The sequence below is a fragment of the Streptomyces sp. NPDC059003 genome, assembly GCF_042740445.1.
GTDB lineage: Bacteria > Actinomycetota > Actinomycetes > Streptomycetales > Streptomycetaceae > Streptomyces.
Genome location: NZ_JBHYJH010000102.1, coordinates 1 through 23286, shown reverse-complemented (window position 1 = coordinate 23286; position 23286 = coordinate 1). Strand labels below are relative to the sequence as shown.

Here is a 23286-nt window from a genome sequence, read left to right as displayed (position 1 = left end):
CCGGTCCCACTGGTCCCGCCGTGCCCACCGGTCCCATTGACCCTGTAGGCCCCGCAGGCCCCGCCCGCGATCTGACCCGTACCGTGAACGGCCCGAAGTCCGCCGCAGCCGTGACATCCGAGATCTCGCCCCGGACCGCACACCGCACGATCCGCGTGCCCTGCGCCCGCGCCACCTTCCCGGCCCTGACACACGCCGTACGCCCCTCCGACCAGTGGTCCGCCGCCGCGAGCGCCGCCAGGTCGGCCGCGCCACCCGCCTGATGGCGGGCCACCATCACCTGCCCCATGGCCAGCACGGCACCGGTGACCACGCAGAGCAGGGCCATGACGGCCACGGCCCACACCGTGGCGGCACCGCGGTCCGCACCACGGCCCGTACCCACGCTCCGGTCCACCCCCGCCCCACGCCGCCTCACGCGCCCATCCCCACCGTCTCCTCCGCGAGCGCCACGGCCTCCGCCCGCAACCGCAGCCCGAGCCCCAGCGCTTCCGGTCCGGGCGACGGGACGACCACCTCGACCCGCACCAGGTCGCCCTCCCGGCGCACCACCACCCGCGCCCCGCGCGGAGCCGCCTGCCGGGCCGCCGCCACCGCCGCGTCCGGCGGGTCCTGCCGGGCCATCGCGCGAGCCCCGGCCCGGGCCGCGTCCACGCACTGGATCTGCGCGGACGCGGCCAGCAGGGCCCACACGAGCGCCATCGTGAACAGCACCAGCGTCGGCAGCACCACGGCCGTCTCCGCCGTCACGAACCCCGCGTCCCGTGGGCTACGACCCCCGCCCGGCGCGGTCGGCGCGGCCCGCGCGGTGCCGCCCCCTCCGGAACCCGCCGCGCCGGGCACGCCACCGTCAGAACTGGACATGAAGCGCCCTCTCCACCAGCGCCTGGAGTCCCGACCTGACCGGGCCGCTCGTCACCACCTTGTAGAGCACTCCGGCGAATCCCACCGCCGCGATCAGCCCCATCGCGTACTCCGACGTGGCCATCCCCGCGTCCTTGGCGCCCCTGGCGCCCTCGCGCATCCGTCGTGCCGTCCACGCGCAGAGTCGTCCCCACATGCCGTCCCCCAAAGGTCCGCTGATCTCCGTCAGTTGTCACTGGTCGTCAGCCACTGCTGATCGCCTGTCCCTGCTATGCGGCAGTCGCCACTTGTCACCAGTCGCCGCTTGTCATCCGCCGCCGCTCATCAGCCCGCTCGCGAGCCCGATGACCACCGGCAGCACGCCGACCGCGATGAACGCGGGCAGGAAGCACAGCCCCACCGGCGCCGTCATCGAGACGGCCGCCTTCCGTGCCCGGGCCGTCGCCGCCCGCCCCCGCTCGGCCCGGCAGTCCGCGGCGAGGCGGGCCACCGGTCCGGCCGCCGGCGCTCCGGACTCACCGGCCCGCTCCAGATGGCGGGCCAGCGCTCCGGCGCCCGGTATCTCCGCGAGCCGGCGCCAGGCGGCAGCCGGTTCGCTGCCGAGCCGCAGCTGTGCCGCGCCCCACGCCAGTCGCTCGCCCACCGGCCCGCGCAGGGACTCGCCGACGGCCTGCGCCGCCGCGACGGGCCCGGCCCCGGCGGCCACGCACGCCGCCAGCAGATCGGCCGCCAGGGGCAGTTGCCGTGCCGCCTCCGCCGCGTCGAGCTCCGCCTTCCGGCCGTCGTCCCGCCGTATCCGTCCGACGACGCAGCCGACGCCCGCACCGACCGCGAGCCCCGTGATCCCGCCGATCAGCGCCCAGCCCGCGCCCACCGCCCCGGCCACCGTCACGCCTCGCCACACCGCGTCCCGGCGCCCGGACGACACATCCCCCCATAGCCCGCGCCACCAGGCCTTCCGGGCGCCCGCACCCCACAAACTCCACGAGCCCCGCAGCCGCCCCGCATCCGACCCAGCCGTTCCGCCCAGGGCCACCAACACGCGCCGCCTCGCGCCCCGTTCGCGCCGCGCGACCGCCAGCTTCATCAGCAGCCACACCACGGCGACGGCCGCCCACAAGGTCACCCCCAGCCTGTGGAAAACCTCGGCCCCGCTCATCACTCCTCCCCTCGCTCCCCCGTTCATCGCCCCTCCGCGCGGCGGACGATCCGCAGCGCCCACCAGGCGCCCGCGCCCTCCAGGAGCGCGCCCACGAGCAGGCACCCGAGCCCCGCTCCCGTGTGCAGCAGCACCCGCAGCGGCCGTGCTCCGAGTGCGGCGCCCATCAGCAGGCCGAGGGCGGGGAGTCCGGCGAGCATCAGCGCCGTCGACCTGGCACCGGCCAACTGCGCCCTCAGGTCGGATCGTTGGTCCCGCTCCGCCCGCAGTGCGCCCTCGAGCCGCTCAAGGCCCGTCGCGAGTCCCGCACCGCGGTCCACGGCGACCCGCCAGCAGGCGGCGAGCCCCAGAAGCCCTTCGGCGCCGGGCTCCCGCGCCGCCTCCCGGAGCGCCCCGGGCACGTCCCCGCCGAACCGCGCCGCCGCGAGCACCCCGGCCCGCGCCCCGTCCAGACCCCGGTCGTCGGCGTCACCGGCCTCCACGGCGCTCCGCAACGCCTGCCCCGGCTGCCGTCCCGCGCGCACCTCGCCCGCGAGGACCCCGCACAGGGCGATCACCGCGTCCGCCTGCCGCTGCCGCTCCCGGCGGGCCGCCCTGGCCCTGCGCACCCGACCGGCCAGCGGCATGCCGACCGCCCCCGCGAGGAGCGGCACCACGGACTCCCCCAGGAGCGCGATCACCGACCCGCCCACCAGGAGCCACACTTCATGCCCCGTACGCCGCCGCACCCACGCGACCGACCGCCGCCACACCGGCTCCCGGCCCCCGTACTCGTCCACTGCGAGCACCGTCCTCGCCCGCCGCAAGGACCGGATCCGCCCGCGCCCGCCGAGCAGCCACACCGATCCGCCCGCGCACAGCGCCGTACTCCACACCGTCAGCACGCTCATGCCCCCGCACCCCTGCTTCCGAGCAGCTCGCTCAGGCGCCGCCAGCCGCGCTCCTGGACGAAGCCCCGCTCGCCCCAGCGCAGCGCGGGCACCGTGGTCACCAGGCCCGAGGCGTCGCGCTCCAGTACGTGCACTTCGGCGATCCGGCGCCGACCGGAGCGGTCCCGCGCCAGATGGATCACCACCGACAGCGCGGCCGCCAACTGGCTGTGCAGCGCCGTCCGGTCGAGCCCCGCGGCCGTGCCCAGGGCCTCCAGGCGGGCCGGCACGTCCGCCGCCGCGTTCGCGTGCACCGTGCCGCAGCCGCCCTCGTGGCCCGTGTTGAGCGCGGCCAGCAGGTGCACCACCTCGGCACCCCTGACCTCGCCCACGACGAGCCGGTCGGGCCGCATCCGCAGGGCCTGGCGCACCAGGTCGTCGAGGCCGACCAGGCCCGCGCCCTCCTGGTTCGCCGGCCGGGCCTCCAGGCGGACCACGTGCGGGTGGTCGGGGCGCAGCTCCGCGGAGTCCTCGGCAAGGACGATCCTCTCCCCGGAGCCCACCAGGCCCAGCAGCGTGCTGAGGAGGGTCGTCTTGCCGCTGCCCGTGCCGCCGCTGATCAGATACGACAGGCGGGCGTCGAGCAGGGCCCGCAGCATCCGCTCGCCGCCGGGCGGCACCGTGCCCGCGGCCACCAGCTCCATGAGCGTGAAGGCCCGGGGCCGCACGACCCGCAGCGACAGATACGCCGAGCCGACGGCGACCGGCGGCAGCACGGCATGCAGCCGGGTGCCGTCCGGCAGCCGGGCGTCCGCCCAGGGCCGCGCGTCGTCCAGGCGCCGCCCGGCGACCGCCGCGAGGCGCTGGGCGAGCCGCCGCACCGCCGCCGCGTCCCGAAAGGTCACGTCCGTCAGCTCCAGGCCCCCGCCGCGGTCCACCCACACGCGGTCCGGCGCGGACACCAGGACGTCGGTGACCGACGGGTCCGCGAGCAGCGGCTCCAGCGGGCCGGCGCCCACCAGCTCCGACCGCAACTCCTCGGCGGCGCCCAGGACTTCGGCGTCACCCAGGACGCTGGCCTGCGCCCGCAGCGCCTCGGCGACCCGGGCCGGGGTCGGCTCCGTGCCGTTCGCGGCGAGCCACTGCCGCACCCCGTCCAGCATCCGCGCGCCCACGACCGTGCTCATACGCGCCCTCCGAGGACGTCGGCGGGAAGCTGCTCCCAGAAGGCCGCGCAGAACCGGGCGAGGGGTCCGCGCGCGGTGCCCCCGGGCGGTCGTGCGCCGACCCTGGCCGTCATGAGGCCGTGCTCCCAGGGCAGTTCGCCGACGAGCGGCAGCCCGAGCAGCCGGGCGACCTCGTCCGCGTCCAGTCCGTCGACGCTGTCGGGGCTCCTGGCTCCGCCGCGTCCTGGGGCGGCCACGACGCGCAGATCCCGCAGGACCATGCCCGCCGCCGACGCCACCCGCCGCGCCCCGGCGACGGCGCGCAGCTCCCTCGGCACCACCAGGAGGCCCAGGTCCAGCTGCGCGAGGGCCTCCGCCGCGGATTCGTCCACGCGGCGCGGCAGGTCCACGACCACCACGCCGCCGCGCCTGCGGGCCGCGGCGAGGACGGCGCGCACGGCTTGCGGCGCGACGGCCACGGTGTCGCCGCGGTCCCAGCTCAGCACCCGCAGGTCGTGCAGCTCGGGCAGCGACTCCTCGAGGGCTCCGCTGCCGAGCCGGCCGCGTGACTGCGCGAACGCCGGCCAGCGCAGGCCTTCCACCGCTTCGCCGCCCAGCATCACGTCGAGTCCGCCGCCCAGCGGGTCGGCGTCGACCAGCAGGGTCCGGCGCCCGGCGCGCGCCGCCGTGACGGCGAGGGCGCACGCCAGCGTGGAGGCCCCGGCCCCGCCGCGGCCGCCGATGACGCCGACGGTCAGCGCGGGCCGCCCCACGCCCTCGGCGACGTCGGCGATGCGGTCCACGAGCCACTGCTCGCCGTCCGGCAGGACGAGGACCGCCTCCGCGCCGATCTCCACCGCTCGCCGCCATACGTCGGGATCGTCCTGATCCCGCCCAACCAGCACCACGTCACGCCGCCGCGCCGTCCCGCGCAGCCGGTCCGCCGCGTCGTCCCCGACCAGGACGAGCGGGGCCGACTCCCAGCCGCCTCTGCGCTCGGGCACGCCGTGGTGCACCTCGGGCCGGGCGCCCGCCGCGGCGCACAGGCGCAGCAGGTCATCCAGCAGGTCCACGTCCTCCGTGACGATCAGCGGTCCGCCGGGTGGTCCGTCGGACGGCGGCGACGCGTCGTACGTAATGACTCCGGTCACGATCTCCAGCCCCCTCGCGCTGCAAGTCCGCCGAATGCGCGTCTGCGCGCATCCGGATCCGCGCCCGTGAAGACCGGCCAGTGGAATCCGGCCATGAACTTCACGAGCGGAATCAGCGTGCGTCGATCCCTGGAAATCGTGTGGATCTTGGTCAATAACTGTGGAGAAGACGTTGGCTGTGAATAACTCCATCACCCATACCGGTGACGGCCCGAACAACTTCCACAGAGCAGCCCCACGGCTACGCACAGTGACGAATCGTGAACGGCCGACTCCGGCGCTCGCGCGGCCCACGACGGGCCCCGGCAGCCGGGAAAGATCGAAAAGGAGGGGAGAAAACCCATCCGGACATGCGACGACCCCCGCCGGGGGGGAGAGCGGGGGTCGTCCCCTCGGTCCGACTCGGGGGGGGGAGGAGCCAGACCGGGTTAGCACGGTCGCGAACGATCCGTGACTTCCATGGTGTACCCGAGAGCCTTCTCAGGCAAACCCACGCGCCTCAGCTTACGCCGAATGGTGGGCGCCTATGCTCAGGCTCGTGGAAAACCACTCCTTGCCTCGCACTGCCGCCTTCTTTGACCTGGACAAGACGGTCATTGCGAAGTCGAGCACCCTCACCTTCAGCAAGTCGTTCTACCAAGGCGGGCTGATCAACCGCAGGGCGGTGCTGCGGACCGCGTACGCCCAGTTCGTGTTCCTCGCCGGCGGCGCCGACCACGACCAGATGGAGCGCATGCGCGAGTACCTGTCGGCGCTGTGCCGGGGCTGGAACGTGCAGCAGGTCAAGGAGATCGTCGCCGAGACCCTGCACGACCTGATCGACCCGATCATCTACGACGAGGCGGCGTCCCTCATCGAGGCGCACCACACCGCGGGCCGCGACGTCGTCATCGTCTCCACCTCGGGCGCCGAGGTGGTCGAGCCGATCGGCGAACTCCTGGGCGCGGACCGGGTGGTGGCGACGCGGATGGTGGTCGGCGACGACGGCTGCTTCACCGGAGAGGTGGAGTACTACGCGTACGGCCCGACCAAGGCGGAGGCCATCGAGGAGCTCGCCGCTTCGGAGGGGTACGACCTGGAGCGCTGCTACGCCTACAGCGACTCGGTCACGGACCTGCCCATGCTGGAGTCCGTGGGGCACCCCCACGCCGTCAACCCGGACCGGGCGCTGCGCCGGGAGGCGCTCGCGCGCGAGTGGCCGATTCTGGACTTCCACCGCCCGGTCCGGCTCAAGCAGCGGCTGCCCGCACCGCCCCGTCCCGCGCTCGTCGCGGTGGCCGCGGTGGGTGCCGCGGCGGCCACCGCGGGCCTGGTCTGGTTCGCCAGCCGCCGCCGCGGCACGCCGGGCTGACCTGGCTCCGCACCGGGCTGACCTGCACAGACAGCGGCGCGACGGGCACGCGCGCGTGGCGGTGCAACTGCGCGGCGAGGGACGCCCGGGACCTGGCGCCCGATTCACCCTTGTTTGAACCTAAAAGTAAAGAAGTGCGGCCAGGGCTTCCGCTCTCCCGAGGACAGGAGTACAAAGGAGTCAACGGCCCGCGAGACCAAGGACATCCGAGAGGATCACCTTTAACCGCATTGTTTGGCCCCACGGACCGAGCATGGACATCGAGCACCCACGCGACGTCGACCCGTCGATTACGGGCCAGCCGCACCAGGTGACGGGCGAAGTTCCCGACCTGATGGGCACATGATTCGAGGACGCTTGGTAACCCGGTGAACATGCCAGCGGCGGTACGGAAGTCTCGTACCGCCGCAACCCTGTTCAGGGCCGGACACGCGGCCCGATGCGTTACGCCGCACCCCGCTGCAGCGCCTCGCACACCGCCGTCGACTCCCTGGCGCCCAGCTCAACCGCCTTGCCGCAGTGCGCGATCCAGGCCGCCATGCCCTCCGGAGTGCCGGACACATAGCCCTCGAGGGCCGCCACATAGGCCGCGCGCCCCAGCTCCGCGTAGCCCGCCTCGGCCGGACAGATGGACTTCGGGTCGAGGCCGCTGCCCACCAGGACGATGCGCTCGGCGGCCCGCGCGACCAGGCCGTTGTACGAGCCGAACGGCCGCAGGGCGGCGAGCTCCCCGTGCACGACGGCCGCCGTCACCAGGGCGGGCGCGGAGCTCCCCGCGATGATCAGCTGCGAGAGCCCCTCCAGGCGCCCCGCCACCTCGTCCGCGTCCGGCAGCGCCAGCTCGATCAGCGGCTCCTCGACCGGCTCGCCCGCGAGCCGCGGCCGGCCCGCCGCAGCATCGGAGTCGGCGGCGGCCACCAGGTGCAGGCGCGCAAGGACCCGCAGCGGCGACTGCCGCCAGATGCTCAGGAGCTGCCCCGCCTCCGCGGTCAGGCGCAGCGCCGCGCCCATCACGCGCGCCTCGCCGTCACCACTGAAGTCGCTGCGCCTGCGCACCTCTTCGAGCGCCCACTCGGCCCCCGACAGGGCCGCGGACCCGCGGGCGCCGCGCAGCGCCGCCTCCGAAGTGACCTCGTTGCTGCGGCGCCGCATGATCCGGTGCCCGTAGACGCGGTCCACGGCCTTGCGCACGGAGTCCACGGCGTCGGCGACGCCGGGCAGCGCCCCCAGGGGGGCCAGCGGGTCTGTCGTACTCATGAGTACGACCCTACGCACTGCGGGCGTCCGCCCCACGAAGGAGTGGTCTTCTTCACTCAAGCCCGGGTCCGGCGGTGATCTCGCCACTAGGCTAGATGAACATGAAGATCGCTTTCGTGGGGAAGGGCGGCAGCGGCAAGACCACGCTGTCCTCGCTCTTCGTCCGCCACCTCGCCTCCTCCGGAGCGCCCGTCATCGCGGTGGACGCCGACATCAACCAGCACCTGGGCGCCGCGCTCGGCCTCGACGACGAGCAGGCGGCGGAGCTGCCCGCCATGGGCGCGCGGCTGCCGCTGATCAAGGACTATCTGCGGGGCACGAACCCGCGGATCGCCTCCGCCGGGACGATGATCAAGACGACGCCGCCCGGCGACGGCTCCCGGCTGCTGCGCGTCCGCGAGGACAACCCGGTGTACGAGGCGTGTGCGCGCCTCGTGGAACTCGACGGCGCCGCCGTGCGTTTGATGGTCACCGGGCCGTTCACCGAAGCCGACCTCGGTGTCGCCTGCTACCACTCCAAGACCGGAGCGGTGGAGCTGTGCCTGAACCACCTGGTCGACGGCCGCGACGAGTACGCGGTGGTCGACATGACCGCGGGCTCGGACTCCTTCGCCTCCGGGATGTTCACCCGCTTCGACATGACGTTCCTCGTCGCCGAGCCGACCAGGAAGGGGGTCTCCGTCTATCGCCAGTACAAGGACTACGCACGCGACTTCGGCGTCGCCCTCAAGGTCGTCGGCAACAAGGTGCAGGGCCAGGACGACATCGACTTCCTGCGGGAGGAGGTCGGCGAGGACCTCCTGGTGACCTTCGGGCACTCGGACTGGGTGCGCTCCATGGAGAAGGGCCGCCCGCCCCGGTTCGACCTCCTGGAGGACGCCAACCGCCGTGCCCTGGAGGCCCTTCAGGACGCCGCCGACGCCACGTACGAGCACCGCGACTGGGAGCGGTACACGCGCCAGATGGTCCACTTCCACCTGAAGAACGCCCGGAGCTGGGGCAACGAGAAGACCGGGGCCGACCTCGCGTCCCAGGTCGACCCCGGCTTCGTGCTCCGTGAGGAGACCGTCGCCACCGCCTAGCGCTTGGCCGGCTCGGCGCCCGGGACCCCCTTGGGCGCCGGGGCCGGGCGGGCCGCGAGGAAGGCGGGCCAGCCCTCCTTCGGGGCCTTGCCGACGCCCAGGCCGGCGAGCTTGCCGAGGACCTGCGGGTCCTGCGCGTCCAGCCAGTCGGCGAGCTGCCGGAACGACACGCAGCGCACATCGCGCTTGGTGCAGACCCGTTCGATCGTCTCCTCGATGGCGCGCATGTACGTGCCGCCGTTCCAGGACTCGAAGTGGTTGCCGATGATCAGCGGGGCGCGGTTGCCGTAGTAGGCCCGGTCGAAACCTTTCAGCAGGCCGTCGCGCATCTGGTCGCCCCAGTACTCATGCTTGGCCGGGTCGCCGTGGGAGGTCGAACCCGACTGGTTCACCATGAAGTTGTAGTCCATGGTGAGCGTCTCGAAGCCGCGTCCCGGGACCGGGACGAGCTGCATCGACAGGTCCCACAGGCCCTCCTTCTTCTTGGGCCACAGCTGGTTGTTGACGCCGCTGGTGTCGTAGCGGAAGCCGAGCTCGCGGGCGGCGCGCATGAAGTTCGCGCGGCCTTCGAGGCAGGGGGTGCGGGCGCCGATCAGCTCCTTGTCGTAGTCGAACGGCAGCGGCTGCGCGCCCGTCAGGCCCGTGTTCGTCTTCCACGCCTTCACAAAGGACTTGGCCTGCTGGATCTCGCTCTTCCAGTCGGCGACCGACCACTCGCCGACGCCCCGGCCGCTGCCGCAGAAGTGGCCGTTGAAGTGCGTGCCGACCTCGTTGCCTTCGAGCCAGGCGCCGCGGAGCTGGTCCACGGTGTCCCTGATTCCCTGGCGGTCGTTGAAGCCGATGTCCGAGCTGCCGGGCAGGTGCTGCGGCGGCTTGTAGAGCCCGCGCTTCGCCTCGGGGAGCATGTACACGCCGCTGAGGAAGTACGTCATCGTGGCGTTGTTCCGCTTGGCGACCTTGCGGAAGTGCGAGAACAGCTTCTGGCCGTCCTCGCCCGCGCCGTCCCAGGAGAAGACCACGAACTGCGGCGGCTTCTGCCCCGGTCGCAGCCGCTCGGGTCTCGGCAGCAGCGGCTGCTTGCCGGTGAACGCGGTGGAGCCGTCGCCGATCAGACGGACCGCCGACTTGGGCGCCGCGGCGCCCGCCGGTCGCTTCGCGCCGGGCGCGCCCTCCTTGGCGCCGGTCCCGCCGTCGGCACCGCCGCCGCAGCCCGCGAGCGCCGCGCCACAGGCCACCAGGGCGGTGAGCCCCGCGACGGGCCGCCGGGCGGCGGAGGCCCACCGACCGACGGCGGCCGCCCGGGCAGCACTCGCCGTTCGAACGGCACCCGCCCTCCGGACAGCGCTCGTCCTTCGAGCGGCCCACGCCCCCCGGACAGCGCTCGCCCGCCGGTAGACGGCGCCCCGCCAGAGGGAGGCGGTCCTATGAGTGGCGGCCATCGTCCGCCCACCTTCTTCCGTGCAAGTCGGGACAGATCCCAAGGAACTTCGCATGGAGGAATAGACGCGGCGTACCGACAAGCCGACGAACTGGCTTATTCACTCGTTGGAGTGATCGCATACCCCATTTGCCCGGAAAATCCTGCCACGACCTTTACTCTGCATTACGATCCGTTTACCGAGAGTTGAGTCATCCCGCCGCTGCAACGCCGTGACCCACGGCCGCGACCCGCCCTCCGTGCCCTTGCCGGAGGCCCCCTTGTTCCGCGACCGCGCCGCCCCGGAGGAGACGGGAATCATGTCTGCCTGCGTCCCTGCCCGCGCCCCTGACGACTCGGCCCCCACCCCGAGCGGCAAAGAGGCACACGCCCCACCGCCGCCCCGCCGACCGTTCCGCATCGCGGGCGCGGACCTCTCCGCGTCCATCGCCGTCTTCCTGATCGCGCTGCCGCTCTCGCTCGGCATCGCACTCGCCACCGACGCGCCGCTCCAGGCGGGCCTCGTGGCCGCCGCCGTCGGCGGCATCGTCGCCGGCCGCCTCGGCGGCTCACCACTCCAGGTCAGCGGCCCCGCCGCCGGACTCACGGTCGTCACCGCCGACCTCATCCAGCGGTACGGATGGCGGACCACCTGCGCCATCACCGTCCTCGCCGGAATCGCCCAGCTCGGCCTCGGCTGCCTCCGCGTGGCCCGTACGGCCCTGGCCGTCAGCCCGGCCGTGGTCCACGGCATGCTCGCCGGCATCGGCGTCACCATCGCCGTCGCCCAGCTGCACATCGTGCTCGGCGGCACGCCCCAGAGCTCCGTGATCGCCAACCTCGGTGCGCTGCCCGCCCAGTTGGCCGACGTGGAAGCGGCGGCCGTTTCGATCAGCCTGCTCACGCTGGCAGTCCTGATCGTCTGGCCCCGGATCCCGGGGCGCGTCGGGCGCGTCCTGCGGGCCACGCCCGCGCCGCTCGTGGCGGTCGCCGCGGCCACGGGGCTCACCGCCCTCGCCGCGCTGCGCGTGGACAAGGTCGACCTGCCGTCCTGGCGCAGCCACGCGCTCGCCGGGCTGCCCGAAGGGCCCGTGCTCGGCCTGGTCGCGGCCGTCCTCACCACCACGCTGGTGTGCGGGGTGCAGTCGCTCCTCGGAGCCGTCGCCGTCGACAAGCTCGCCGCGCGGGTCCCGGGGCGGCCGCCGGTCGCGGGCCGCTCCGACCTCGACCGGGAACTGCGCGGTCAGGGCGCCGCGAACATCGTCTCCGGAGTGCTCGGCGGGCTGCCGGTCGCCGGGGTTGCGGTGCGCAGCTCCGCCAATGTCCACGCGGGCGCGGTCAGCAGGAACTCCACGATGCTGCACGGCGTTTGGGTAGTAGTAGCCGCCCTGCTCCTCGTGCCCATCCTGGAGCTGATCCCGCTCTCCGCGCTCGCCGCCCTCGTCATGGCCGTCGGCATCCAGATGGTCAGCCTCAACCACATCCGTACGGTCACGCGCCACCGCGAGATCCTCGTCTACGCCGTCACCACCCTCGGCGTGGTCGTGCTCGGCGTCCTGGAAGGCGTGGCCCTCGGCGTCGCGGTCGCCGTGGCCGTGGCCCTGCACCGCCTGGCCCGCACCCGCATCACCCACACCGAAGAGGAAGGGGGAACGCATCACATCCACGTCCGGGGGCAGTTGACGTTCCTCGCCGTGCCCCGGCTCACCCGCATCCTGCACCATGTGCCCCACGGCGCCGACGCCGTCGTGGAGCTGGACGGCTCCTTCATGGACCACGCGGCGTACGAGACGCTGCACAGCTGGCAGGACGCGCACATCGCGCAGGGCGGCACGGTCGAGCTCACCGGGCGCGGCGGCCAGCCCATGACCGAACCCGCGGGCCCGGCCCACTGCCACTGCAAGCCCTGGACCCCCTGGCGCAACCACCACTGCGAGCGCCCCCACGACGCACCGCACCACCGGACGGACGACCAGGACGGCGCGAGGCAGGGCGGCGGGCACCAACTGGCCCGCGGCATCAGCGCCTTCCAGCAGAACACGGCGCCGCATGTGCGCGACGAACTGGCCCGGCTCGCGCGGGAAGGGCAGCGGCCCGCGCAGCTGTTCCTGACCTGCGCCGACTCCCGCGTGGTCACCTCGATGATCACGTCGAGCGGCCCCGGCGACCTCTTCGTCGTACGCAACGTGGGCAATCTGGTGCCGCTGCCCGGCGCCGAGAGCGGCGACGACTCGGTCGCGGCGGCGATCGAGTACGCGGTGGACGTCCTGAAGGTCACGTCCATCACCGTGTGCGGGCATTCGGGGTGCGGCGCCATGCAGGCGCTGCTCAACTCGCCGCCGTCCGGCGCGCAGACGCCGCTGAAGCGGTGGCTGCGGCACGGCCTTCCGAGCCTGGAGCGGATGGCCGGATACGGCACCACCACCCGGGCCACTCCGGCCGACCGGACCGACCGGACCGACCGGCTCGCGCCTCGTCTCGCCGGGCGGGAGCCCGCCGACGCCGTCGAGCAGCTGTGCCTGACGAACGTCGTGCAGCAGCTGGAGCATCTGCGGGCCCACGAGGCGGTCGCGCGGCGGCTCGCCGAGGGCTCCCTCGAACTGCACGGGATGTACTTCCACGTCGGCGAGGCACAGGCGTATCTGCTGAGCGAAGGCGAGCACCGGAGTCCGGCGCGCCCCGCGTACCCGGACCGCGCCACCAGCACAAAAGGCGCCGACAGCCCAGGCGGCGCGCCCGCGCGCGGGGTACCGGACGACGTCTTCAGCCAGGTCACACCCGCCCATCAGGTAGAGGTCTAAACCAATTATCGGCAAGCCCTTGTCACCGGGGCCGAGTGTCTGATGAGCTGTGGCTTGGGACACAACGGACACCCTGGGAAAGGGAGATGTCGTGAGCAACGAAAGCCTGGCCAACCTGCTCAAGGAGGACCGCAGGTTCGCGCCGCCGGCCGACCTGGCGGCGCACGCCAACGTCACGGCGGAGGCGTATGAACAGGCCAAGGCTGACAGGCTCGGCTTCTGGGCCGCGCAGGCCCGTCGGCTGACCTGGGCCACCGAACCGACCGAGACGCTCGACTGGACGAACCCGCCGTTCGCCAAGTGGTTCAAGGACGGCACTCTGAACGTCGCGTACAACTGCGTCGACCGCCACGTCGAGGCGGGCAACGGCGACCGCGTGGCCATCCACTTCGAGGGGGAGCCCGGAGACAGCCGGGCCATCACCTACGCCGAGCTCAAGGACGAGGTGAGCCGCGCCGCCAACGCGCTCACGGAGCTCGGCGTCGGCAAGGGGGACCGGGTCGCGGTCTATCTGCCGATGATCCCCGAGGCGGTCGTGGCGATGCTGGCGTGCGCCCGCATCGGCGCCGCGCACTCCGTCGTCTTCGGCGGCTTCTCGGCGGACGCCATCGCCGCGCGCATCAAGGACGCGGACGCCAAGCTCGTCATCACCGCCGACGGCGGCTACCGCCGCGGCAAGCCGTCCGCCCTCAAGCCCGCCGTCGACGACGCGCTCGGCCGCGAGGACGTCCAGGGCGTCGAGAAGGTCATCGTCGTACGCCGCACCGAGCAGGACGTGGCCTGGACGGAGGGCCGCGACCTGTGGTGGCACGACGTCGTCGGCAAGCAGTCCCCGGAGCACACGCCGGAGGCGTTCGAGGCCGAGCACCCGCTGTTCATCCTCTACACGTCCGGCACGACGGGTAAGCCGAAGGGCATCCTGCACACCTCCGGCGGCTATCTGACGCAGGCGGCGTACACCCACCACGCCGTCTTCGACCTGAAGCCCGAGACCGACGTCTACTGGTGCACGGCCGACATCGGCTGGGTCACGGGCCACTCGTACATCACGTACGGCCCGCTGGCGAACGGCGCGACGCAGGTGATCTACGAGGGCACGCCCGACACCCCGCACCAGGGCCGCTTCTGGGAGATCGTCCAGAAGTACGGGGTGACGATCCTGTACACGGCGCCCACGGCCATCCGTACGTTCATGAAGTGGGGCGACGACATCCCCGCCAAGTTCGACCTCAGCAGCCTGCGGGTGCTCGGGTCGGTCGGCGAGCCGATCAACCCCGAGGCGTGGGTCTGGTACCGCAAGCACATCGGCGGCGACAACTGCCCCATCGTGGACACCTGGTGGCAGACCGAGACCGGCGCGATGATGATCTCCCCGCTGCCGGGCGTCACGGAGACCAAGCCGGGCTCGGCGCAGCGCGCGCTGCCCGGGATCTCCGCGACCGTCGTCGACGACGAGGCCCGGGAGGTGCCCGACGGGGGCGGCGGCTACCTGGTCCTCACCGAGCCGTGGCCGTCGATGCTGCGCACCATCTGGGGCGACGACCAGCGGTTCATCGACACCTACTGGTCGCGCTTCGAGGGCAAGTACTTCGCCGGTGACGGCGCCAAGAAGGACGACGACGGCGACATCTGGCTGCTCGGCCGGGTGGACGACGTGATGCTCGTGTCCGGGCACAACATCTCGACCACGGAGGTCGAGTCGGCGCTCGTCTCGCACCCGTCCGTGGCGGAGGCGGCCGTCGTCGGTGCCGCCGACGAGACCACCGGGCAGGCCATCGTGGCCTTCGTGATCCTGCGGGGTTCGGCGTCGGAGACCGCGGACCTGGTCGGCGAGCTGCGCAACCACGTGGGCTCCGCGCTCGGCCCGATCGCCAAGCCGAAGCGGATCCTGCCGGTCGCGGAGCTGCCGAAGACCCGGTCCGGGAAGATCATGCGGCGCCTCCTGCGGGACGTGGCGGAGAACCGCCAGCTCGGAGACGTCACGACGCTCACGGACTCGTCCGTGATGGACCTCATCCAGTCCAAGCTGCCGGCCGCGCCGAGCGAGGACTGAGCCCTTCCAGCACCCTTCCGGCACCGTTCCGGAACCCGCCAAGAGGCACCCAGCGCCACCCGCGCTGGGTGCCTCTTTTGTGCTTAGAGTGAAGTTCGCCGGATACGTCCGGGCGCACGGTTAGGTAAGCTAAGGATCAACGTCAACAACGCGATAAGAAACACCCAGGTGCGCCGGGAAGTCTGGTCGGCATGTGCTCAGTCCTGCCTACCCGACCGGAGGTCGACACTCGTGGCCGCGCCCAGCACCACCAAGCGGAAAGTCCTCGGACGCCTCTCCCTGCCCGAGCGCACCTTCGTCGCGGACGCGCTGCGCACCGAGACCGTCGGCGGCGTCCTGCTCCTCGTCGCCGCCATCGCCGCGCTGGTCTGGGCGAACACCCCGCTCAAGGAGAGCTACGAGAGCGTACGGGACTTCCACCTCGGCCCCGGCTCGCTCGGCCTCGACCTGTCGCTCCAGCACTGGGCGGCCGACGGACTGCTCGCCGTCTTCTTCTTCGTCGCCGGGATCGAGCTCAAGCGCGAGCTGGTCGCGGGCGATCTGCGCGACCCGAAGGCGGCCGCGCTGCCCGTCATCGCCGCGATCTGCGGCATGGCCGTGCCCGCGCTCGTCTACACCCTGGTCAACACCCTCGGCGGCGGCTCCACGAACGGCTGGGCCGTGCCGACCGCGACCGACATCGCCTTCGCGCTCGCGGTCCTCGCGGTGATCGGCACCTCGCTGCCGTCGGCCCTGCGCGCCTTCCTGCTCACGCTCGCCGTCGTCGACGACCTCTTCGCGATCATGATCATCGCGATCTTCTTCACCAGCGACCTGAACTTCGCCGCGCTCGGCGGCGCGGTCCTCGGCCTCGCCGTCTTCTGGCTCCTGCTGCGCAAGGGCGTACGCGGCTGGTACATCTACCTGCCGCTCGCCGCCGTCATCTGGGGCCTGATGTACAACAGCGGCGTCCACGCCACCATCGCCGGCGTCGCCATGGGCCTGATGCTGCGCTGCCACAAGGAGGAGGGCGAGCAGCACTCCCCCGGTGAGCACATCGAGCACCTGGTGCGCCCGATCTCGGCGGGCCTCGCGGTGCCGCTGTTCGCGCTGCTCAGCGCCGGTGTGGCCGTCTCCGGCGGCGCGCTCGGCGACGTCTTCACGCAGCCCGAGACGCTGGGCGTGGTGCTCGGCCTCGTGGTCGGCAAGGCGGTCGGCATCTTCGGCGGTACGTGGCTCGCCGCGCGCTTCACCCGGGCCGAGCTGAACGAGGACCTGGCCTGGCCGGACGTCTTCGCGGTCGCCTCGCTCGCCGGCATCGGCTTCACCGTGTCCCTGCTCATCGGCGAGCTCGCCTTCAGCGACGACCCGGCCCTCACCGACGAGATCAAGGCGGCCGTCCTGATCGGCTCCCTGACGGCGGCCGTTCTGTCCGGAATCCTCCTGAAGATACGTAACGTCAAATACCGCAGGATGTGCGACGACGAGGACCGCGACGACGACCTCGACGGCATCCCCGACATCTACGAGCAGGACAATCCGGACTACCACCTGCGCATGGCGGAGATCTACGAGAAGAAGGCCGCCGAGCACCGCAGGCTTGCGCAACTGTCGGCCGGGGCGAGCGACGGGAGCCACGGTCCGGCATGATCTGACCAGAAGCGAGAAGACCAACGGTCGGAGAACCCGCTGTCGAAGACTGTCGCAGGGCAGTCGGAGAGCGGCCGGGGAGTGGCCGGAGAGACAGTCAGAGAAAAGAGGAGTACGCGATGAGCAGCGCACCCGACGTTCCCGTCGGCACCGAACGCAGCCTCGGCCAGCTCGTCTCCGCGGCGAGCAAAGAGATGTCGGAGCTGGTGCACGACGAGATCGCGCTGGTCAAGGCCCAGGTGACGCAGGACGTCAAGCGCGGCGCGATCGGCAGTGCCGCGTTCATCGCGGCCATCTCCGTGCTCGTCTTCTCGCTGCCGATGCTGAGCTTCGCCCTCGCCTACGGCATCCGCACCTGGAGCGGCTGGAACCTGGCCATCTGCTTCGTGCTCTCCTTCGCCGCGAACGTCCTGGTGGCCGGGGTGCTCGCCTGGATCGGCGTGATCTTCGCGAAGAAGGCGGCGAAGGGCAAGGGCCCGCAGAAGGCGGCCGCCGCGGCCAAGGAGACCGCCGCCGTCCTGTCGAACGTCAAGCCGCATCCCCGCGCCGTGAGCCCCACGGGTGCCGTTGAGCTGGAGGCCGGTGAGCGGGCCGGCGCTGTGGCACGCTCGACTTCATGACGGACCCCGCCGATTCCCCCCAGCCATCGACCACGCCGACGCCGACGCCCTCGGTCGTACGCGTCGAGGGCCCCTGGACGCACCGGGACGTCGCCGCCAACGGCGCCCGCTTCCACATCGCGGAGATGGGCGAGGGGCCGCTCGTGCTGTTGCTGCACGGCTTCCCGCAGTTCTGGTGGACCTGGCGGCACCAGCTGGTCGCGCTCGCCGACGCGGGCTTCCGCGCGGTGGCGATGGACCTGCGCGGCGTCGGCGGCAGCGACCGCACACCGCGCGGCTACGATCCGGCCAACCTCGCCCTCGACATCACCGGCGTCGTCCGCAGCCTCGGCGAGCCCGACGCCGCGCTCGTCGGACACGACCTGGGCGGCTACCTGGCGTGGACGGCGGCCGTGATGCGGCCCAAGCTGGTGCGCCGCCTCGCCGTGTCCTCCATGCCGCACCCGCGGCGCTGGCGGGCGGCGATGCTGCGCGACATGAAGCAGACCGCGGCCGGGTCCTATGTGTGGGGCTTCCAGCGGCCGTGGCTGCCGGAGCGTCAGCTCGTCGCGGACGACGGCGCCCTGGTGGGCCGTCTGGTGCGGGACTGGTCGGGGCCGCGCCTGCCGGACGACGACGCCGTGGAGACGTACCGCCGCGCCATGTGCATCCCGTCCACGGCGCACTGCTCGATCGAGCCCTACCGCTGGATGGTGCGGTCGATCGCGCGGCCCGACGGCATCCAGTTCAACCGGCGCATGAAGCGGCCGGTGCGGGTGCCGACGCTGCATGTGCACGGCTCCCTCGACCCGGTCCTGCGCACGCGCAGCGCGGCGGGATCCGGCGAGTACGTCGAGGCGCCCTACCGCTGGCGGCTCTTCGACGGGCTCGGGCACTTCCCCCACGAGGAGGACCCGGTGGCCTTCTCCAACGAGCTCGTGGGCTGGCTCAAGGACCCCGAGCCGGACCGCTGAGCCGGACCGCTGAGCGGGGCCTCCAGGGAGCCGCTGGAAGGCGCTCGGGAAAGCCTCCAGGGAACCGGCCGCGAACGGCCGGGAACGCCTGTCCTACGAACGCCAATTGCCCGGCGCATAGGCCAATTGGGGCCCCTGTGCGCGGTTACCGACCTTGAGGCACGGGCACACGTCCGGGTATGGGCTGGACGCACGACTACAGTGACGTAGCACGCAAGCGCCGGGCAGCCACCGTGGTGAACGGCCACGAGTTGGGTGGCGACCCGCGCGAACAGGGCCACCCGGAGCACTCGGCATCCGCGCAGGCCATCGGCATCCCCCGCATCCTGCGGCGGCGGGCCCGGTGGGTGTCGGCGCGGCTGCGGCATACGCGCGATTAGGCGTTCCGCCGGACGTTCCTTGGTTCGTCTGCGGGTCCGTCGTGGCTGGTCGCGCAGTTCCCCGCGCCCCTTCGGGGCGCTCCTTCAGAGTGCGCAGCCTTGGCTGTCTACCTCCTGGCCCGCGGTGCGGCCGCGGTCGATGTCCTCGCGTACCTCGTCCGCCGTCAGGGCGTACCCCGTGTCCGGGTCGTCGAGCGACTTGGCGAACACGACGCCGTAGACCTTGCCGTCCGGGGTGAGCAGCGGGCCGCCGGAGTTGCCCTGACGGACCGTCGCGTACAGCGAGTACACATCGCGGCGGACCGTGCCGCGGTGGTAGATGTCCGGGCCCTTGGCCGTGATGCGGCCGCGCACGCGCGCGGGGCGGACGTCGTAGGGGCCGTCCTCGGGGAAGCCCGCCACGATGGCGCTGTTGCCGCTCGCCGCGTCGCCCGTGGCGAACTTCAGCGCGGGCGCGGGCAGGCTGGGCACGTCGAGTACGGCGATGTCGCGCTCCCAGTCGTAGAGCACGACCTTCGCGTCGTACTTCTCGGCCTCACCGCCTATCTGCACCTTGGGCTCGTCGACGCCGCCGACCACGTGGGCGTTCGTCATGACCCGGCGCGGGGCGAACACGAAGCCGGTGCCTTCGAGGGCCTTGCCGCAGCTGTGCGCGTCGCCGCTGACCTTCACGATGGAGCGCTTGGCGGTGACGGCGACCTTGCTGCGGGCGAGCTTCGGGTCCGGGGGCGCGACCTCCTTGATGGGCTCGTTCGAGAACGGGCTGAAGACCTGCGGGAAGCCGTTGCGCGCGAGGACCGAGGAGAAGTCCGTGAACCAGGTGTCGGCCTGGCCCGGCAGGGCGCGGTCGACGCCGAGCAGCACCTTGGAGGTGCGGACCTCCTTGCCGAGCGTCGGCAGCGTCGTGCCCGCGAGGAGGGAGCCGATCAGCCAGGCGACCAGGAGCATCGCGACCACGTTCACCAGGGCGCCGCCGGTGGCGTCCAGGGCTCTCGCGGGCTGCCAGGTGATGTACCGGCGCAGCTTGTTGCCCAGGTGCGTGGTGAAGGCCTGGCCCACGGACGCGCAGACGATCACGACCACGACGGCGACGACGGCCGCGGTCGTGCTGACCTTCGTGGTCTCGTCGGTCATGGCGTCCCACACGACGGGCAGGAGATACACCGCGACGAGGCCGCCGCCGAGGAAGCCGATCACCGAGAGGATGCCGACGACGAAACCCTGCCGGTACCCGACGATCGCGAACCACACCGCGGCGAGCAGCAGCAGGATGTCCAGCACGTTCACCGATTCAGCCCTCGCCTCGCATCATTCCCCGTCCTGCTCGCGTCACGGTCGCCGCGGCACGCACGGCTCCGGTCACCGCAACCTTGTCATGAGCCCCAGTCGAGTGGGACCTGGCGGTCCCTGTCCCACGGGCGCTCCCAGCCGGCGTAGTGCAGGATCCGGTCGATGAGGCCGGCCGTGAATCCCCAGACCAGGGCGGATTCGACGAGGAACGCGGGGCCCTGGTGACCGCGAGGGTGCACCGCCATCGCGCGGTTCTCCGGGTCCGTGAGATCGGCCACGGGGACCGTGAACACGCGGGCCGTCTCGGCCGGGTCGACGACGCGGACGGGGCTCGGCGCACGCCACCAGCCGAGCACGGGCGTCACGACGAAGTCGCTCACGGGGATGAACAGGCTCGGCAGCACTCCGAAGAGCTGGACGCCCCGGGGGTCGAGGCCGGTCTCCTCCTCGGCCTCCCGCAGCGCGGCCCGCAGCGGTCCTTCCGCGTGCGGATCCCCGTCCTCCGGGTCGAGGGCGCCGCCCGGGAACGACGGCTGCCCCGCGTGCGACCGCAGGGAGCTGGCGCGCTCCATGAGCAGCAGCTCGGGGCCGCGCTCGCCCTCTCCGAAGAGCACGAGCACGGCGGACTGCCGCCCGGCCCCGTCCTTCGGCGGCAGGAATCTGCTGAGCTGGTCGGGCTTGACGGTGGCGACGGCGCGGACCACCGGGGTCAGCCACTCGGGCAGGCCTTCGGTGCTGAGGGCGATGTGGCTGTTGAGGCGGGAGGTCACGGGGGGTGCGGTCTCCTTAGTGGGGCCGGCGGCGTCCACCGCCCGGCCGGCTCCTTGGTGCGAGGCGCCGTCGCTCCTGCGCGGATCGCCCGTGCGCGGATCACCTGGGCGCGGATCACCTGAGCGCGGATTGCCCTGATGCGTATCGCCCTGGTGCATATCGCCTGTGTGCATGTCACTCGCGTGCGTCATCGGCACCCCCGTCCCTCCCTGCACAACGCCACTGGTCCCGTGGATGGTTCCACGCTCACCCGGCGGCGCCGAGCGGTCGCGCGGGCTTGCCCGGGTAGTCCGGCGGGGGCTTGAGGCGCTGTCCCGGCATGCCCCCCATCTCGTACTTCAGGAGCTTCCTGGCCTTCTCCGGGTCCGTCTCGCCCTCCCCGTACGACGGGCACAGGGGGGCGATCGGGCAGGCGCCGCAGGCGGGCTTGCGGGAGTGGCAGATGCGGCGGCCGTGGAAGATCACCCGGTGCGAGAGCATCGTCCACTCGCTCTTCGGGAACAGCGCGCCCACGGCGGCCTCGACCTTGTCCGGATCCGTCTCGTCCGTCCACTTCCAGCGGCGTACGAGGCGGCCGAAGTGCGTGTCCACGGTGATGCCCGGTACGCCGAAGGCGTTGCCGAGGACCACGAACGCGGTCTTGCGGCCCACGCCCGGCAGCTTCACCAGGTCCTCCAGGCGACCGGGCACCTCACCGCCGAAGTCGTCCCGGAGGGCCGCCGACAGGCCCATGATCGACCGCGTCTTGGCGCGGAAGAAGCCCGTCGGACGGATCAGCTCCTCGACCTCTTCGGGGTTCGCGGCGGCGAGGTCCTCCGGGGTCGGGTACGCCGCGAAGAGCGCGGGCGTCGTCTGGTTCACCCTCAGGTCCGTCGTCTGCGCCGACAGGACCGTGGCGACGAGCAGCTGGAAGGGGTTCTCGAAGTCCAGCTCCGGGTGCGCGTACGAGTAGACCTCCGCGAGCTCGCGGTTGATCCGGCGGGCCTGGCGCACGAGGGCCGTGCGGGTTGCCGGGGCCTTGGCGGCCGCCTTGGCAGGGGCCGTCTTCTTGGCGGCGGATCTCGCGGCCGTGGTCTTCCCACTCGCGGTGGTGGTCTTCCCGGCGGCGGTCTTCGCAGCTGGCTTCTTCACCGGCTTCTCCTCCCCCGCAGGCGCCGTCCCCGCCGCGTCGTCGGCACGCTTCGTCACCCTCTTGGCAGTCGGCCTCGCGGCCTGTGCAGCGCCTCGTTTCGCCATGCCGTCAGCGTACGGGCCGCCACTGACACGGACGGCCGGGATACGCACTTGTCACCGCGCCGTGCACGGCGCCGGGCACGCGCCCGGCGCTCCCCGGCCCGCACCCGATCCGACCTCCCGGCGCGCGTCCCGTCACGCGCTCTCCGTACACCCGGCGCACACCCCTCAGGCACCCGCCGTACGAGCGCCACGCACCCCCTTCAAGCCTGCCCCGCACCCGCAAAGTGACCGTTTTGCCCGATTTCCAGGGGTGGCGGAAGCGTGTTCGCCCACAGCAGAATCGTCCTGGGCGACCGCGCCCGCCGCCGCCGTGGCCTGTGTTCTCACGGGCCGCAGAGCGGCTGTCCGGCTCACGACCGGACGTCCGTGTCCGCCGCCGGTCCCCCGGATCGGCCCCCAATTGGCCCCCTTCCGCATTGCCTCCGACACAAGTGCGGCAGACTTGAGTGACTGATCACACTGTTTGAACCGTCCGGCAAACTGGGGGCACGGTCCCCTGATGCAGGTCGACAAGGAGAGAACTCGTGGACGACGTTCTGCGGCGCGCCCCGCTCTTCGCGGCGCTCGATGACGAGCAGGCCGCGGAGCTCCGCGCCTCCATGAGTGAGGTGACGCTCGCGCGCGGAGACGCGCTTTTCCATGAGGGCGACCCCGGAGACCGCCTGTACGTGGTCACCGAGGGCAAGGTGAAGCTCCACCGCACGTCCCCGGACGGGCGCGAGAACATGCTCGCGGTGCTCGGCCCCGGCGAGCTCATCGGCGAGCTGTCGCTGTTCGACCCGGGCCCGCGCACGGCCACGGCTTCCGCCCTCACCGAGGTCAAGCTGCTCGGCCTCGGCCACGGCGACCTCCAGCCCTGGCTGAACGCCCGCCCCGAGGTGGCCGCCGCGCTCCTGCGCGCCGTCGCCCGGCGCCTGCGCAAGACCAACGACCAGATGTCCGACCTGGTCTTCTCCGACGTGCCCGGCCGTGTCGCCCGCGCGCTGCTCGACCTGTCGCGCCGCTTCGGCGTGCAGTCCGAAGAGGGCATCCACGTGGTGCACGACCTCACGCAGGAAGAGCTCGCCCAGCTGGTCGGCGCCTCCCGCGAGACGGTCAACAAGGCCCTCGCGGACTTCGCGGGCCGCGGGTGGCTGCGCCTGGAGGCCCGCGCGGTGATCCTCCTGGACGTCGAGCGGCTGGCCAAGCGGTCGCGCTGACGCTGTTTCTGTACGGGAATGGGGCCGCCCTCTGCCTG

20 protein-coding genes and 1 pseudogene are annotated in these 23286 nt (G+C 72.5%); 9 read left to right on the top strand and 12 right to left on the bottom strand.

Features of this window, described 5'->3' with window-relative positions; all coding sequences use genetic code 11:
- Positions 1–115: 115 nt before the first annotated feature.
- The 7 genes and pseudogenes from ACFWZ5_RS29645 to ssd all read right to left on the bottom strand — a co-directional run.
- Positions 116–328, bottom strand: a pseudogene (locus ACFWZ5_RS29645) (Rv3654c family TadE-like protein); the annotation flags it as partial.
- 86 nt (positions 329–414) lie between these two features.
- Positions 415–864, bottom strand: a complete 450-nt coding sequence (locus ACFWZ5_RS29640; protein ID WP_384802642.1) for a TadE family type IV pilus minor pilin — start codon at positions 862–864, stop codon at positions 415–417.
- Positions 851–1060 carry a DUF4244 domain-containing protein gene (locus ACFWZ5_RS29635; protein ID WP_384802646.1) on the bottom strand — a complete coding sequence of 70 codons (210 nt, stop codon included), beginning with the start codon at positions 1058–1060 and terminating at the stop codon, positions 851–853. The genes ACFWZ5_RS29640 and ACFWZ5_RS29635 overlap by 14 nt, the downstream gene beginning before the upstream one ends.
- A 111-nt stretch (positions 1061–1171) precedes the next feature.
- Positions 1172–2023: a type II secretion system F family protein gene (locus ACFWZ5_RS29630; RefSeq protein WP_384802649.1), complete on the bottom strand. Its 852-nt coding sequence runs from the start codon at positions 2021–2023 to the stop codon at positions 1172–1174.
- A gap of 23 nt (positions 2024–2046) precedes the next feature.
- Positions 2047–2913: a type II secretion system F family protein gene (locus ACFWZ5_RS29625; RefSeq protein WP_384802652.1), complete on the bottom strand. Its 867-nt coding sequence runs from the start codon at positions 2911–2913 to the stop codon at positions 2047–2049.
- Positions 2910–4079, bottom strand: a complete 1170-nt coding sequence (locus ACFWZ5_RS29620; protein WP_384802655.1) for a TadA family conjugal transfer-associated ATPase — start codon at positions 4077–4079, stop codon at positions 2910–2912. The genes ACFWZ5_RS29625 and ACFWZ5_RS29620 overlap by 4 nt, the downstream gene beginning before the upstream one ends.
- Positions 4076–5209 carry a septum site-determining protein Ssd gene (gene ssd, locus ACFWZ5_RS29615; protein WP_384802658.1) on the bottom strand — a complete coding sequence of 378 codons (1134 nt, stop codon included), beginning with the start codon at positions 5207–5209 and terminating at the stop codon, positions 4076–4078. The genes ACFWZ5_RS29620 and ssd overlap by 4 nt, the downstream gene beginning before the upstream one ends.
- 526 nt (positions 5210–5735) lie before the next feature.
- On the opposite strand from ssd, the gene ACFWZ5_RS29610 reads away from it, so the two are divergent.
- On the top strand, positions 5736–6560 hold the full coding sequence (locus ACFWZ5_RS29610) for an HAD family hydrolase (protein WP_384802661.1): 825 nt from the start codon (positions 5736–5738) through the stop codon (positions 6558–6560).
- A gap of 444 nt (positions 6561–7004) precedes the next feature.
- On the opposite strand, the gene ACFWZ5_RS29605 is transcribed toward ACFWZ5_RS29610, so the two are convergent.
- Positions 7005–7817 carry an oxidoreductase gene (locus ACFWZ5_RS29605; RefSeq protein WP_384802664.1) on the bottom strand — a complete coding sequence of 271 codons (813 nt, stop codon included), beginning with the start codon at positions 7815–7817 and terminating at the stop codon, positions 7005–7007.
- Between the two features lie 95 nt (positions 7818–7912).
- On the opposite strand from ACFWZ5_RS29605, the gene ACFWZ5_RS29600 reads away from it, so the two are divergent.
- Complete coding sequence (locus ACFWZ5_RS29600; protein WP_384802667.1) at positions 7913–8899, top strand: ATP-binding protein; 987 nt, start codon at positions 7913–7915, stop codon at positions 8897–8899.
- Here ACFWZ5_RS29600 and ACFWZ5_RS29595 read toward each other — a convergent pair.
- The gene (locus ACFWZ5_RS29595; RefSeq protein ID WP_384891555.1) at positions 8896–10134 is read right to left on the bottom strand and encodes a hypothetical protein; all 1239 of its coding nucleotides are present in this window, start codon (positions 10132–10134) and stop codon (positions 8896–8898) included. The two genes, ACFWZ5_RS29600 and ACFWZ5_RS29595, sit on opposite strands and share 4 nt — an antisense overlap.
- 502 nt (positions 10135–10636) lie before the next feature.
- On the opposite strand from ACFWZ5_RS29595, the gene ACFWZ5_RS29590 reads away from it, so the two are divergent.
- The 6 genes from ACFWZ5_RS29590 (at position 10637) to ACFWZ5_RS29565 (ending at position 18752) form a co-directional block, all read left to right on the top strand.
- On the top strand, positions 10637–13117 hold the full coding sequence (locus ACFWZ5_RS29590) for a bifunctional SulP family inorganic anion transporter/carbonic anhydrase (protein WP_384802542.1): 2481 nt from the start codon (positions 10637–10639) through the stop codon (positions 13115–13117).
- 49 nt (positions 13118–13166) lie between these two features.
- A complete protein-coding gene (acs, locus tag ACFWZ5_RS29585) occupies positions 13167–15170 on the top strand; it encodes an acetate--CoA ligase (protein WP_384802545.1) in 2004 nt (667 codons plus the stop codon).
- 231 nt (positions 15171–15401) lie between these two features.
- Positions 15402–16799, top strand: coding sequence for a Na+/H+ antiporter NhaA (gene nhaA, locus ACFWZ5_RS29580; protein WP_384802548.1), 1398 nt, complete (start codon positions 15402–15404; stop codon positions 16797–16799).
- 119 nt (positions 16800–16918) lie between these two features.
- Positions 16919–17419 (top strand): phage holin family protein, encoded by a 501-nt coding sequence (locus ACFWZ5_RS29575; protein ID WP_384802551.1) that lies wholly within the window; start codon positions 16919–16921, stop codon positions 17417–17419.
- Complete coding sequence (locus tag ACFWZ5_RS29570) at positions 17416–18372, top strand: alpha/beta fold hydrolase (RefSeq protein ID WP_384802554.1); 957 nt, start codon at positions 17416–17418, stop codon at positions 18370–18372. Before ACFWZ5_RS29575 ends, ACFWZ5_RS29570 begins: the two co-directional genes overlap by 4 nt.
- A 179-nt stretch (positions 18373–18551) precedes the next feature.
- The gene (locus ACFWZ5_RS29565; protein WP_384802557.1) at positions 18552–18752 is read left to right on the top strand and encodes a hypothetical protein; all 201 of its coding nucleotides are present in this window, start codon (positions 18552–18554) and stop codon (positions 18750–18752) included.
- 84 nt (positions 18753–18836) lie between these two features.
- On the opposite strand, the gene ACFWZ5_RS29560 is transcribed toward ACFWZ5_RS29565, so the two are convergent.
- The 3 genes from ACFWZ5_RS29560 to nth form a co-directional block, all read right to left on the bottom strand.
- Positions 18837–20039: a MarP family serine protease gene (locus ACFWZ5_RS29560; RefSeq protein WP_384802560.1), complete on the bottom strand. Its 1203-nt coding sequence runs from the start codon at positions 20037–20039 to the stop codon at positions 18837–18839.
- 86 nt (positions 20040–20125) lie between these two features.
- Entirely contained in the window at positions 20126–20812 is a 687-nt protein-coding gene (locus ACFWZ5_RS29555) for an NUDIX hydrolase (RefSeq protein WP_384802563.1), read from the bottom strand.
- A 247-nt stretch (positions 20813–21059) separates the two neighbouring features.
- Positions 21060–22049, bottom strand: a complete 990-nt coding sequence (gene nth, locus ACFWZ5_RS29550) for an endonuclease III (protein WP_384802566.1) — start codon at positions 22047–22049, stop codon at positions 21060–21062.
- Between the two features lie 524 nt (positions 22050–22573).
- Between nth and ACFWZ5_RS29545 the strand changes: the two genes are divergently transcribed.
- Positions 22574–23248, top strand: a complete 675-nt coding sequence (locus ACFWZ5_RS29545; protein WP_016642758.1) for a Crp/Fnr family transcriptional regulator — start codon at positions 22574–22576, stop codon at positions 23246–23248.
- Positions 23249–23286: the final 38 nt, after the last annotated feature.